Source organism: Xanthomonas hortorum pv. pelargonii, assembly GCF_024499015.1.
Classification (GTDB): domain Bacteria; phylum Pseudomonadota; class Gammaproteobacteria; order Xanthomonadales; family Xanthomonadaceae; genus Xanthomonas; species Xanthomonas hortorum_B.
On sequence record NZ_CP098604.1, the window covers coordinates 3016172 to 3029749 of the forward strand.

The 13578-nt window shown below is 65.1% G+C and carries 10 protein-coding genes; 4 read left to right on the forward strand and 6 right to left on the reverse strand.

The window, feature by feature from the left end; translation table 11 throughout:
* The first annotated feature begins 10 nt into the window (after positions 1-10).
* The gene (locus tag NDY25_RS13200; protein ID WP_168959089.1) at positions 11-895 is read left to right on the forward strand and encodes a hypothetical protein; all 885 of its coding nucleotides are present in this window, start codon (positions 11-13) and stop codon (positions 893-895) included.
* Between the two features lie 207 nt (positions 896-1102).
* On the opposite strand, the gene NDY25_RS13205 is transcribed toward NDY25_RS13200, so the two are convergent.
* From NDY25_RS13205 to NDY25_RS13225, 5 genes are all read right to left on the reverse strand, one after another.
* The gene (locus tag NDY25_RS13205) at positions 1103-2557 is read right to left on the reverse strand and encodes a dihydrolipoamide acetyltransferase family protein (RefSeq protein WP_168959088.1); all 1455 of its coding nucleotides are present in this window, start codon (positions 2555-2557) and stop codon (positions 1103-1105) included.
* A complete protein-coding gene (locus NDY25_RS13210) occupies positions 2554-2937 on the reverse strand; it encodes an SH3 domain-containing protein (RefSeq protein ID WP_168959087.1) in 384 nt (127 codons plus the stop codon). The genes NDY25_RS13205 and NDY25_RS13210 overlap by 4 nt, the downstream gene beginning before the upstream one ends.
* A 1-nt stretch (position 2938) precedes the next feature.
* On the reverse strand, positions 2939-4009 hold the full coding sequence (locus NDY25_RS13215; RefSeq protein ID WP_168959086.1) for an alpha-ketoacid dehydrogenase subunit beta: 1071 nt from the start codon (positions 4007-4009) through the stop codon (positions 2939-2941).
* A complete protein-coding gene (gene pdhA, locus NDY25_RS13220) occupies positions 4002-5090 on the reverse strand; it encodes a pyruvate dehydrogenase (acetyl-transferring) E1 component subunit alpha (protein WP_168959085.1) in 1089 nt (362 codons plus the stop codon). Before pdhA ends, NDY25_RS13215 begins: the two co-directional genes overlap by 8 nt.
* A gap of 176 nt (positions 5091-5266) precedes the next feature.
* Positions 5267-8848: a lamin tail domain-containing protein gene (locus NDY25_RS13225; RefSeq protein ID WP_168959084.1), complete on the reverse strand. Its 3582-nt coding sequence runs from the start codon at positions 8846-8848 to the stop codon at positions 5267-5269.
* A gap of 356 nt (positions 8849-9204) precedes the next feature.
* Between NDY25_RS13225 and NDY25_RS13230 the strand changes: the two genes are divergently transcribed.
* The 3 genes from NDY25_RS13230 to NDY25_RS13240 all read left to right on the forward strand — a co-directional run bounded on the left by NDY25_RS13230 (position 9205) and on the right by NDY25_RS13240 (position 12751).
* Positions 9205-10101, forward strand: coding sequence for a tryptophan 2,3-dioxygenase (locus tag NDY25_RS13230; protein WP_168959083.1), 897 nt, complete (start codon positions 9205-9207; stop codon positions 10099-10101).
* A gap of 494 nt (positions 10102-10595) precedes the next feature.
* Complete coding sequence (locus NDY25_RS13235; protein ID WP_487248491.1) at positions 10596-12134, forward strand: peptide MFS transporter; 1539 nt, start codon at positions 10596-10598, stop codon at positions 12132-12134.
* 11 nt (positions 12135-12145) lie between these two features.
* Positions 12146-12751 (forward strand): thioredoxin family protein, encoded by a 606-nt coding sequence (locus tag NDY25_RS13240; protein WP_168959081.1) that lies wholly within the window; start codon positions 12146-12148, stop codon positions 12749-12751.
* A 232-nt stretch (positions 12752-12983) separates the two neighbouring features.
* Here NDY25_RS13240 and NDY25_RS13245 read toward each other — a convergent pair whose 3' ends face one another.
* On the reverse strand, positions 12984-13472 hold the full coding sequence (locus NDY25_RS13245) for a MarR family winged helix-turn-helix transcriptional regulator (RefSeq protein WP_168959080.1): 489 nt from the start codon (positions 13470-13472) through the stop codon (positions 12984-12986).
* Positions 13473-13578 lie beyond the last annotated feature (106 nt).

Sequence of the window (13578 nt, forward strand, 5' to 3'; positions counted from 1 at the left end):
GTGCAGTAGCTTGCCGAACTCTCCGGCAACAAACACTTTGAATTCGTTACACGACCAAGAAGAATTCCCTAGTCCCGATTCAATCAGTTCTAGTACATCTTCATCCGGAAGATTCGAGGGCCTGAGGCCCGCGCCAAAGCAATCGCAAGCGCCAGAAAGTTCCAAGCGCCGCCTTGTTGGAGAGACTGAAAATACGCTTTTCTTTGGCCGCCAGGAGACACAGGATAAATTCTTGCTGTGGGCACATGACGGCGATGAAGCCGCCATGATGCATAGTTTGCAAAATATTCCGATTACTGTGCGTCAGTTCTTGGGTGGTCATCCATCGTTCGACCCGGAGGAGCGTTGTCCGGAATTGAACCAGCATTTTGCGGATCATTTGCGATCAAATCCGAAATGGGCGTCCGCCGTGAATGATCACAACAGAGAGAACTTCAGCAACGAAACGCCTGACATGAGTAGGGCGATGTCGATGAGTGGTGATCCAGTGTCCTTGGCAGGTAGAACCTACAAGGAGGTAAAGAAGCAAGCGGCCCTCAACGAAACCAACGTTTTCAAGAAAAAATCCAAAGGTGCCATCTCTTTCGCTGTGGAGACCGGTCGCGATGTCGCCTTTGGCCTAAGCGGTCATGGCGAGATGACGTCGGCGCCAGCCAAGAAGCCATTCTACAAACATGGATACTACGCTGGGACAAGCGTCACCGACTCGGAGCTAAGGCACCTTTATCGCAATCGCGACGATTCCGGTTACCAGCAGCGTGTCCAGTTCTATAGCGAAGTTCACCATTCGTTGGATTCGCCCGCGAGGTATCATCTTGAATTTGAACAGTGCGCGCCGCCCTGGGAGCAAGAGCCGCATATCTGGCAGAACTACAAGCCAAAGTCCGAAGACTAGTTAGGAGTAGCGTCGAAACGGGGCGATCCGTTTCCATCAGCATCAGGAGCCCAACTGGACAGCCGGTAAACTGCGAGCCCTAATGATCATGTTCGCGTCTGCATCGTGTCCACGCTACCGAACTACGCAACACGGGGTAGCTTGCGAAGCGCTTGCTGCTGCTTCCACGCCACGCGGTGGCGTCTTGGGCGCCACCGCGGAAGGCGTTTAGTTTGGGGCTGCCAGATCGTCCAGCAGTGCACGCAGGAAACGCGCGGCCTCCCCGCCGGTGGCGGCGCGGTGGTCGAAGGTCAGCGACAGCGGCATCACCTTGTGGGTTTCCACCCCGCCCATCACCGGCGTGAGCTGGTAGCGCGCGCGGCCGGCGGCGACGATGGCCACGCACGGCGGCACCACCACTGGGGTGGCGTAGCGGCCGGCGAACATGCCGAAGTTGGATAGCGAGATGGTGTAGCCGCTGAGCTCGGAGGCGGCGATGCTGCGATTTTCCACCTGCTGGCGCAGCCGGTTGACGCTCTCGCGGATGCCGTGCGCATCCAGCATGTCGGCATTGCGCAGCGCCGGCACGAACAGGCCTTCTTCGGTATCCACCGCGATGCCGATATCCACCTGCGTGTGCAGGGTGCGGCTGAGTACCTCGCCGTCGAACCAGGCATTGAGCGCTGGCACCGCCTGGCAGGCGCGCACGATGCCGCGCACCAGCCGCACGGTGACGTCGTTGCCGGGTTGCCATGCGTGGATGTCGGCATCGTCGTTGAGCGTGGTGGGCACCACTTTGCTGTGCGCATCGGCCATCACGCGCGCCATGTTGCGACGCACGCCCTTGAGCTGCTCCGGCTGGCCTTTGGCGATCACGCTGGGTGATTGCGTGCGCATGGGTTTGCCGCTGGCAGACAGCGCTGAACGTTGTTGCGCATCGCTCGCTGCAGTGTTTGCGGTCTGCGTGTTCGCAGCGGCGTGTTGCGCGGCTGCATGCGCGTTGTCGCCATTGATCGGCGTGACTGACGCACTCGCACGCGCCGCAGACATCGGCGCGCTGCCGGCAGCGGCAGCCTGCTTTACGTCGGCCATGGTCACCGTGCCATCGGGGCCGCTTGCGCCCACCTGGCTCAGGTCCACGCGCAGCTTGCGAGCCAGCGCGCGCACTGCCGGCATGGCGCGCACGCCACCGACTGCGATTGCCTGTTCGCTCTGTACGGCATTGGAGCTCTGCATCGCGCCGACGACCGTGCCGGCATCATCGCGGTCGCTCTCGCCATTGCTAGGGGAATCGGCATCGGCGATCTCGCCGCCGTTATCGGAAGCGACCACGCGCGCCGTGTTGCCGGCGGCGCTGTCGCCGGTGCTGGGCGTGTGCGTTGGTGCAGGGCCGTGTGAGTGACCGGTGTCCTGACCATCGGCACGCTGCGGCTGCGAGGCATCCAGCGCAAACTGCGCCAGCACCGCGCCAGTGACGATGATATCGCCGGCCGCACCGGCGAGCTTGGTCACGGTGCCGGAGAACGGCGAGGGCACCTCGACCACCGCCTTGGCGGTCTCCATCGAGACCAGCGGGTCGTCCAGGCGCACGTTATCGCCCTCCTTGACGAACCATTCCACGATGGTGGCGTCGGGCAGACCTTCGCCCAGGTCGGGCAGGTGGAAATTCTTGGCTTGGCTCATGGCAGATTCTCTTGCGCCGCAGGCAGCGGCGGCGTGGTGTCGTCGAGGAGTTCCAGATCAGCGGCCGGCAGCCAGCCCTGCATGCCATCGGCACGCTCGGACCACCACCAACCGCCATGTTCGTGATGCAGCAACACGTCCTCGCCCTGCATGGCAACGAGTTCGCGTGCGTCGTAATCGCGCAGGGCCTGGGCCAGGCCGTCGCCCAAGGGGCGCAGCCACGCCACCGGTGCCCAGCCGGCATGGCCCTTGCCGGTGTTGACCCAGGCAAAGGCCGGCCATTCTTCATCGCGCACGCCGATCGCCACTTGCTGACCTGCGTGGAAGCGAATCGGGTTGGCGACTCTGGCGTGGTGATCGCAGAGCATGCGGGCGCGCATGTCAGCCGGCGGCCACCGCGCGGCGGGCGGCGGTGACGATGCGCTCCACGCTCGGCAGATACTTCATCTCCAGCCGGAACAACGGGATGTGCGTGTCGTAACCGGTGACGCGTTCGACCGGTGCGAGCAGGTCGTACATCGATTTTTCCGCCAACTGCGCGGCAATTTCCGCACCGAAGCCGGCGGTGCGCGGGGCTTCCTGCACGATCACGCAGCGGCCGGTTTTCGCCACCGATTCGGCGATGGTGTCGAAGTCCAGCGGGCGCAACGTGGCCACGTCGATCACTTCGGCACTGATGCCTTCGCCAGCGAGTTTGTCGGCCGCTTCCAGCGCTTCTTTCACCTGCGCGCCCCAGGTGACCAGGGTGACGTCGGTGCCGTCGCGCAGCACGAAGCACACGTCCAGCGGCAACGCTTCGCCGTCATTGGCGACCACTTCCTTGTACTGGCGATAGATGCGCTTGGGCTCCATGTAGATCACCGGATCCGGATCGCGGATCGCAGCCAGCAACAGGCCATACGCGCGCTGCGGCGAAGACGGCAACACCACGCGCAAACCGGGCACGTTGGTGAAGATGGCTTCGTTAGCTTCGCTGTGATGTTCCGGCGCGCGGATGCCGCCGCCCCACGGCACGCGCAACACCATCGGGCAATGCAGGCGCCCGCGGGTGCGGTTGCGCAGGCGTGCGGCGTGGCAGATCAGGTGATCGACCATGGGATACACGAAGCCGTCGAACTGCGCTTCGGCCACCGGCTTCATGCCTTGCGCAGCCAGGCCAACGCTCAGCCCGGCGATGGTGGTTTCGTCCAATGGCGTGTCCAGCACGCGCGCACTGCCGAAGCGCTGCTGCAGGCCGGCGGTGGCGCGGAACACGCCGCCGTTGACGCCCACATCCTCGCCCAGCACCAGCACCGCAGGGTCGTGTTCCAGCTCCCAGGCCAGCGCCTGGGTGATGGCTTCGATCAGGGTGATGGGCGAACTCATGGCAGTCTCTCCGCGCGTGGCTGCGGCGATGTAAGGCGCACTGGCCTGCTGAGTGGCGGCGATGTGCGACTGGGTGTGCTCATCCATGACGGGCCTCCAGCGCCATCACTTCGGCGCGCTGGGCCAGCAACTCGGCCGGCGGGTCGCCGTAGAGATAATCGAACATCGCTTCGACTGGCTGCACCGGGGTGTTGAGATAGGCGTTGACCTCTTCGTCCACGCGCGCGCCGCATTCGGTTTTCCAGGCGGTTTCCTGTGCTTCGTCCCACAGGCCTTGCGCGGTGAGATAGCGGCGCAGGCGCAGCAGCGGTTCGCGTGCCCAGCCCTGCTTGACCTCTTCTTCGCCGCGGTAGCGCCGCGCATCGTCGGCGGTGGTGTGATCGGACAGGCGATAGGTCAGGAATTCGATCACCGTGCCGCCGTCGCCGGCCAGTGCACGTACGCGCGCCTGGCGCATCGCTTCGAGCACGGCAACCAGATCGTTGCCATCCACCTGCAGGCAATGCAGGCCGCCGGCCAGGCCCTTCTGCGCCAGCGTCTGCGCACCGGTCTGCGCCGAGCGCGGTACCGAGATCGCCCAGCCGTTGTTGATCACGCACAGGATCAGCGGCAGTTTGTAGGCGCCGGCGGAATTGAGTGCGGCGTAGAAGTCGGTCTTGGAACTGCCGCCATCGCCGCAGCACGCAACAGCGACCTGCGGCTTGCCCTGCAGCTTGAACGACAGCGCCGAGCCGGCCGCGTGCAGGCACTGGGTGGAAATCGGCACGCAGATCGGGAAGTCGATCGCCGCATCGGCATCGCGCGGGTAATCGCTGCCGCGCTCGTCGCCGCCCCAGTACAGCAGCACGTCGCGCGGGCGCACGCCGCGTTCGAACATGGTGCCGTACTCGCGGTAGCTGGGCGCGAACACATCACCGCGGCGCATCGACGCACCGATGCCCACATGGGTGGCTTCGTGGCCCAGCGAGGCGGCGTAGGTGCCCAGCTTGCCGGTGCGCTGCAAGGCCACCGATTTGCTGTCGAAGGTGCGCACGAACAGCATGCGCTTGAACAGGGCGAGCAACTGTTGCGGGTTGGCGGCGTCGGCCGGCAGGTCGTCGCGGACCCATTGGCCGTCCGCGTCCATGTATTGCAGATATTCGATCTCGAACTGCGCGGCTACGCTCATTGCGGCGACACCTTCACCAAGAAGTTTCAAATGATATGAGTTGCGATGTTAAGGACCGCGCAGCAAAAGGCTGTCCTGCACCGCAACACACAATGATGCTGGCTTGCACAAAAAAAAGGGCGCGGACCAGGCCGCGCCCTTTGTCGCAGTTCAAACTGCGACGTGTTGCACTGCGATCAGCGGCGCCCGGCGCCTCCACCGATCGGCGTGACAATCAGCGCAGCATTGTCGGCCGGGTTGGCATCGGGCGAGATCGAACTGGCACTTGCCTGCACCCGTACCGCGCCTTCAACCGGGATCGGCTTGGCCGCCACGGTCAGCTGGAACGCGGCCTGCGCGCCCGGCTGCAGTGCCGTGGCGGTGCTGCACATGAAGATCGCGCTGCGCAACGACTGCAGTTGCTTGGTGCAACGCCAGCCGCTGGGTGCCACCAGCAGCGACAACGCCGACACCGTATTGCCCTCGATGCGCACGTTGACGCCGGTGGCCGGTGCGTTGCCGCGGTTGTCCAGAAATACCCGGTAAGTGGCATTGAAGGCAGTGGTCGGCAGCGTGGCGGGGCCTTCCAGACGCACTGCCAGATCGCTGCGCAGGCGTGGCTGCACTGCCACTGCGGCGGTGTCGGTGTTGTTGTCCGGCTGCGGGTCGGGCGTCTGAGAGGCGACCGAAGCGGCCAGGGTGAGGGTGCGTCCGGCCAGTTCCGCGTCAGCTTCAACCTGCACTGCGAAGCGCTGTGCATTGCCGGATGCCAGCGATGCGATGGTGCAGGTGACCACTGTCTGGGTGCCGGTTTCCGGCGGTTGGCAGCTCCAACCCGGTGCAGCGGTCACCCGTGGGCTCACCGCTACGTCGAAGGCCAGTGCTACCGCTGCAAACGCTGCGTTGTCGGGTCCACGGTTCTCCACATCCACACTGAAGTCGATACGCTCGCCTTCGGTGACTTGCGCGCGTGCGGCGTTCACCATCACGCCCAGGTCGGCACGTAATGCTGGCGCCATGCGCAACAGCACGATGGTGGGGTCGTGATCGGACAAACGCGTGGGCGTATTGGCATCGTTGCGCGCAGTGCCGGGGAAGTCGGCATTGATGCGTGCGTGGCCCACCGACAACGCGGCGATGTTGGGTGCGCGCATCAGCGCCTCGTTGGCGATGATGTGATCCAGCGACTGCACGTTGCCGTCGAACGCGTACGAGTAGCTCTGATCGGGCGTGTTGAACCAGGTCAGGTCGGTGTAGTCCGGGTCGACCAGATCCACGCCATCGCCGCTCACCACGGTCTGCGCATCCGGCGCCGGCCTGCCGGTGACGGTGCCCATCGCATCCACATAGCCATCGTTGAACTCGAAGGCGTTGAAGTCGCCCATCACCAGCACCTGTTCGGCCGGGTCGAGCTGTTGACGCGTCTGCAGCAGGCGCGCCAGGTACTCGGCCTGGGCCTGGCGTTTGGCGCGGATGCGGGTGCCGGCCGCATCGTCGGTTTCAGCGCCGTTGAGCGAGCGCTGATGCACCACGATGGCGGTCAGCGGCAGCACGCGGCCATCGGCCTGGTGCACCCTGGCGGTGAGCACCAGCGGCGGACGATCGTTGAGCAGGCTCACGCCGCCTGCCGGCTCGGTCCAGGTTGTGGTCTTGCCTTCCTGGGCGATGGAGACCACTTCCACGCGCGGCACGCGGCTGGCCACCTCGGCGGTCTTGACCAGGAAGCCGACGTCGATGCCGCCGACGTCGTTGCCTTCCTGCAGATAGGCCACGTACTGCGGATCCGGCTGGCCGGCTGCCACCGCATCGGTGTTGATGCGTGCAGCTAGCGTCTGCAGCACGCTGATGTTTTCCACTTCCACCGTGCCCAGGATGTCGGGCGTGTGCAGGTAGTTGCGGATCGCCAGCGAGGCCTTATTGAGGCGGGCCTGGAACGCGGCCGGGGTGAGCACCGGTTCGCCGATCGCCGGGTCGTTCTGGTCGTCGAAGAAGCGCTCCATGTTGTAGGTCGCCACGGCCACATCGTCGGCCTGCGGCCTCGGCGCCGGGCGCGGCAGGTCGGCACCGTTGCAGTAGACCTGCGGGGTGCGTTCCGGATACAGCGTGTAGCGGCGGAAGCTGTAATCCAGCGGGCCGGTGACATCCAGCACGACGCAACCGGACGCCAGATCCAGGCGCTCGGCGCCCACGCCGGCACTGCCGACCGCGATTACTTCCGGATTGGTGTTCCAGCGCGGCACGCCCGCCGGCGAGCCGGCCGGCAGCGGGTCGGGTAGTTGCACGCCCGGCTCGCGGAAGGCGCGCGGCACGCCGGTGACCACCGCATGGAAGACGCCATTGCTGGTCGCGGTAGCGTTGGTCTCGTTGACGTTGCCACCGGTGGGCGCATTGACGGTGAGGCTGGCGGCGGTGACGCGCATGCCTTCCAGCGCTTCGAGTTGGTCGTAGGCGCCGTTCGGGTTGGGGAAGTTCGCGCTCAACGCCACCGGCATCGGCAATGGGTTGCCGGTGGAATCCAGCAACACGGTCAGGCTGCCACCGATCTCGGTCAATGGCGGCTGGGTCGGGTCGGCAGTGGGCACGTATTCGATCACCGTGCCTTGCACGCGCACGCGGTTGCCGATGGCTGCCGTGTCCGGTGGGGCGCTGCCGGTGTAGACGTAGACGCCCTCGGACGTGGCCGGGTCGCCATCGGTTTCGGCATCCGGAGCTTGCAGGAAGAAGCCGGCGCTGCGGCGAGCAGTCACGATGCCCGAGGTGGCGACCACCTGGCCTTCCAGCGGCGAACGCGCGTCCTTGCCCTGGATGGCGTGGATCGGCAGCAGGCTGAAGTCATCGTTGAGGATGGTGCCGGTGGCGCTCAGCGTGGCCGGCAGCGCGCCGGTGAGGCCGCTGATCTGCAGCGCGAAGGTTTCGTCGGGCTCGGGCGTGGTGTCGCCCAGCACTTCCACGGTGATGGTGGCGCTGCGCTCGCCTGCAGCGATCTGCACGCTAGTCGCGGGCAAGGCCACGTAGTCGCTGCCAGCGACGGCAGTGCCATTGGCGGTGGCGGCAGTGAAGCGCACGCCGCCCGCGCCGGCCGGCTGGCTCAGGCTCAGCGTGAACAAGACGCTGCGGCTGCCGCTATTGCCTTCGGCCTGGCTGACATCGGCCAGCGTGGCGATCGGCTGGCCACCGCCGCTGCACAGGCGCGCGCCGTTGGCGCTATTGCGCGGGGCCGGCGCGCCGGTGGAGAAATCGGCTGCGTTGTTGTCGGTATCGGTGCAGCCTTCGCCACCGCGCAGCACCGCCAGCGTATTGCTGGGGGCCGGCGTGGGCGCATTGCCTTCGGCGCAGCTGGCATTGCTGCCGTAGCCGACCAGGTCGGCATTGCCGGTGGGGCAGGCGCCGCTCAACGCGGCAGCCGTGCTGCTCAGTGCCACCTTGCCGGCGGTGCCGCTCATGGCGGTGGTGCCGGTGGCATCGGGCGTGGGCAGCGCAACGCTGCCGCCGCTGCCATCGGCCTGCTTGACCAGGTAATAGCCGCCGGCCGGCACGTTGCCCGCCAATGGCGTGACTTGCCAGCTGCTGCCGGCGGCCGAGGCGTATTGCACCGACCAGCCGTCCAGGCTGACCGTGGCGCTGCCGATGTTGTGCAGCTCGATGAAATCGCTGCGGAGGGTGGCACCGCTGTTGCCGCCACCGCCGTAGACCTGGCTGATGACAACCTGGGCATTGGCGTGGCCGGCAACCGCCAGCGCACAGAAAAGTAAGGCTGCACGACGCTGCAACACATGCATGAGATGAGAGTCCCCTGATCCTTGAGACGTGAAACGCTCCCCTGGTCCGACCACGTCCCTGGCCGGCAGCGCCGTTCGATTCTGCATGAATTTGCAGACCTAGGTTGACGATACGGTGACACCGGCGCAGCGGCTGCGACCGGGCGGTCGCGCCCGCTCGGGTTTTTCAGCTGTGAAGGACCCGACGGGGCACGCCACAACGCCGCACCGCGCAAGCCGAACGCGGCAGCAGCGCCGCAACCCAGTCGCAGGTGTCGGCAGCAGCGCTGAATCAATCCCCAATCCCGCAGAGCTGGCTCTGCGTCAGCCGGGCCAGCTCTGCGCTACCCTTGCCTGCCCATCGTCAGCGCTACGCCATGCCCGTCGACAAGAACCTGCGTGACCTGGAACCCGGCATCCACACCGATCTGGAGGGGCGGCTGACCTACGGCGGCTATCTGCGGCTGGACCAACTGCTGTCCGCGCAGCAGCCCTTGTCCGAGCCGGCGCATCACGACGAGATGCTCTTCATCATCCAGCACCAGACCTCCGAGCTGTGGTTGAAGCTGCTCGCGCACGAACTGCGCGCGGCGATGGTGCATTTGCAAAACGACCAGGTCTGGCAGTGCCGCAAGGTGCTGGCGCGCAGCAAGCAGGTGCTGCGCCAGTTGACCGAACAGTGGTCGGTGCTGGAGACGCTCACCCCGAGCGAGTACATGGGGTTTCGCGATGTGCTGGGCCCGTCGTCCGGCTTCCAGTCGCTGCAGTACCGCTATATCGAGTTCCTGCTCGGCAACAAGAATCCGCAGATGCTGCAGGTGTTCGCTTACGACCCGCAGGGGCAGGCGCGGCTGCGCGAAGTGCTGGAAGCGCCCAGTCTGTACGAGGAATTCCTGCGCTATCTGGCGCGCTTCGGGCATGCGATTCCGCAGCAGTACCAGGCGCGCGATTGGACCAGCGCCCATGTGGCCGACGATGCGTTGCGTCCGGTGTTCGAGCGCATCTACGAAAACACCGACCGCTACTGGCGCGAGTATTCGCTGTGCGAGGACCTGGTGGATGTGGAAACCCAGTTCCAGCTGTGGCGCTTCCGCCACATGCGCACGGTGATGCGGGTGATCGGCTTCAAGCGCGGAACCGGTGGGTCGAGCGGTGTGGGCTTTCTGCAGCAGGCGTTGGCACTGACGTTTTTCCCGGAGCTGTTCGACGTGCGCACGTCGGTGGGCGTGGACAACCGACCGCCGCAGGGGAGTGCGGACGCTGGGAAGCGCTGAGCGAGGCAAAAAGCTTAGCAACGCAGGAGTTGTCGCGCGCTGAAGCCCCTCTCCCCTCGGGAGAGGGGTTGGGGTGAGGGTACGGACCTCATCCCCGGGATCAACCACTTGCTGACGCTTGTATCTCGGCGATCGGCACCACCCAGCGACATCGCACCCTCCTCCGCCCTACGAGCCCCTTCTCCCGGTGGGTGAAGGGGAAGCGGGCATGCTGCGGTGGGAGATGCGGGCGTTGGTTACCGCTGACTGGCAGCGCCTTGGTCGCCTTGCCGACCAACCCACTGATCACCCAAAGGGCCGCCAAAAGAACATCAGACATGTGGAAATGGTCTCGCGCACGCTGGTGGGAGGACGCGCAGCAACCCCAACAACACCCGGCCACTCCACCCACCCCTATCAGGCCGCCGACTCCGGCGAATTTGACGTGAACATGACGTCTAAGTGATCCTCGCGCGTCGCCCAGGGCTCGCCCTGGTGCACCCAGCCATCACTGAATACGCAAGGGACACCTCGCGAGCGTTGACGCTACTGCGCCGACTTCCGCTACCACTCCGCCGCAGCCGCCTGCGCCTCCCGAGTTCCCGACACTGCTCGGCCACCCCCGGCCGTTGTGGATGCTGTTCATGACCGAATTCTGGGAACGCTTTGCGTTCTACGGGATTCGTTGGGCGCTGGTGCTGTACATCGTGGCGCAGTTCTTCAACGGCGATGCCACCGGCCAGGCGCCGGCCGGACGCACCTACGGCGCCTATCTGGCACTGGTGTACGCCGCAGCGATCTTCGGCGGCTACGTGGCCGACCGCGTGCTCGGTTACCAACGCTCGATCCTGGTCGGTGCGGCAGTGATGGCCACCGGCCTGTTCCTGATCGCCATCCCCGACCACACCATGTTCGAGATTGGCCTGGCAACCGTGGTGGTGGGCAACGGGCTGTTCAAACCCAATATCTCCACCATGGTCGGCAAGTTGTATTCGGTGGCCGACCCGCGCCGCGACAGCGGTTTCACCATTTTCTACATGGGCATCAACCTTGGCGCGATGATCTCGCCGGTACTGACCCAACTGCTGGCCGAAAAGGTGTTCGGCACGCAGGCCATGCCGTCCTACAAGATGGTGTTCATGGCCTCCGGTGTGGGCATGCTGATCAGCCTGGTGTGGTTCTGGATCGGTCGCGCACAGCTCAAGGGCATCGGCGCACCGGCGCCGAACGCGCAGGGCATCGGCCGCGTGTTGATGGTGTTGGTCGGCTGCGTGCTCGCAGTTCCGGTGGTGTACTTCCTGCTCGCGGTCGGCGCGGACGTGCTGCAGATCGTGCTGACGGTGTTGTTCGTCGGCCTGTCGGTGATGCTGTTGGTGGAAGGCATTCGCGAGGGCAAGGTGCAGCGCGACAAGGTGATCGCGATGCTGATCATCTTCGCCTTCAACGTGCTGTTCTGGATGTTCTTCGAGCAGGCCGGTAGCTCGTTCACCTTCCTGGCCGACAACATCGTCGACCGCGGCTTCGGCGACTGGACCTTCCCGACCGCCTGGTTCCAGTCGGTGAACTCGATCGCCATCATCACGCTGGCGCCGATCATCGCCTGGATCTGGGTCAAGTCCGGTCGCTTCAATCCCTCGATTCCGCGCAAGTTCGGCCTGGGCCTGTTGTTCAACGGCCTGGCGTTTTTGCTGCTGATGTTTGCGCTGTCGAGTCTGGTCAACGATGCTGGCAAGGTGCCGTTCTGGACCTTGTTCATGGTGTATGTGATCCAGTCGGTGGGCGAGTTGTGCCTGTCGCCGATCGGCCTGTCGATGGTGACCAAGCTGGCGCCGGTGCGCCTGGTCGGTTTCGGCATGGGTGGCTGGTTTTTGTCTACCGGCATCGGCAACAACCTGTCGGGCATTTTTGCCGGGCATGTCAGCGGAAGCGAAGGGATGAGCGTGTCCTCGGCCCTCAGCGGGTATACCTTCGGGTTTTGGGCGCTGCTGGGCGCCGGCGCGGTGTTGTTCCTGATCGCGCCGTTGATCAACAAACTGATGCATGGTGTGAAGTGAGGAGAACTGCAATGCCGATGAAATCCACTGTCTGTGGCCCGCTGCTGGCGGGCGTGCTGTTCACGAGCTTGTTGAGTGCCTGCGGGCAGCCCAGCGAGCAACAGGAGGCGCCACGGCCGCTGGATACCTCGATGCAGAAGCCGCCCAGCGCCGATCCCAGCCAGCCGGTGTCGTCGGGCAATACGCCCACCGCTGCAGATATCGCCGCCGCCGCTGCGCTCAACGCGCAATACGACCCCTCACGCGATCCGGCCGCAGATCTGGAGACCGCCAAGGTCGAGGCCAAGCGCGGCGGCAAGCGCATCGTGCTCAACGTCGGCAACGCGGCCTGCGAGCCGTGCAAGGCGCTGGACGAGCTGATGGGCGGCGATGCGGAGCTGCGCAGCTTCCGCGATGCGCACTTTGTGGTGGTCAAGGTCAACCGCGACGCGGCCAACCAGAACGCCGCGTTCCTGTCGCAGTTCGCTCAACTCAACGACGACCCGTCGCTGTTGGTGCTGGATAACGACGGCAAGCCGCTGACCCTGCAGTCCGGCCCGGAGCTGCGCAAGGGCGAGGGCTACGATCGCAAGAAGCTGTTCGACTTCCTCAAGCAGTGGGCGCCGCCGCAGGCGTGATGCTCGCTGCAGCGTGATGCAAAATCCCGCGCTGCGGGTAGCGCTGTTCACTCAGGCCTCTGATCGAGTCTTGGCGACTCGGCGCAGTGTGCAAGCGCAATAAAAAACGGCGCTTCCCCGCGAAGGGAAGCGCCGTTTTGTTGACCGAACCGCACGACCGCGCTGCATGGATTGTGAGTGGTCTGCGCCGACACGCCGATCACCCGCACCGCCTCTCAACGGTGCGAGAGCCTCACTCCTTACCGGCCATCTTCGGCAGCCCGTCCTTGGCCAGCCGGTCGATCAGCTTTTCCAGGATCTGCTGCTCCTCGGCGCTGAACACCGACATCAGCCGCTGCTCCATCTCGTTGACCAGCGGGGCGACGGTCTCGTACACCTGGCGCCCGGCCGGCGACAGCGCCAGCATCGAGCGGCGGCGGTCGTCGCCATGGGTTTCGCGGCGGATGAAGCCGCGCTCCAGCAGGCGCGCCACGGCGCGGCTCACTGCAACTTTGTCCATCGCCGTGCGGTCGGAGACTTCACTGGCCGAGGAACCCGGATACAGCGCCAGGATGGTGATCACCCGCCACTCGGGAATGGCCATCCCGTAACGATCACCGTAGACCTTGGCGATGTTGCTGCTGATGCGGTTGGACAGCACGCTGAGGCGATACGGCAGGAACTGCTCGAGGTTGAGCAGCACAGGATGGTGCGGCGGAGTGGGGGCGTCGAGATCGCTCATGTTGCACTGTGTCTTGATTTTGGTTTCATTTGCAACTACAAACCGTGGGTGGCCTGCACATTCTCGCGGGTCTTTTGCCACCCCGCATAGCCCTGCGGATGGCCCA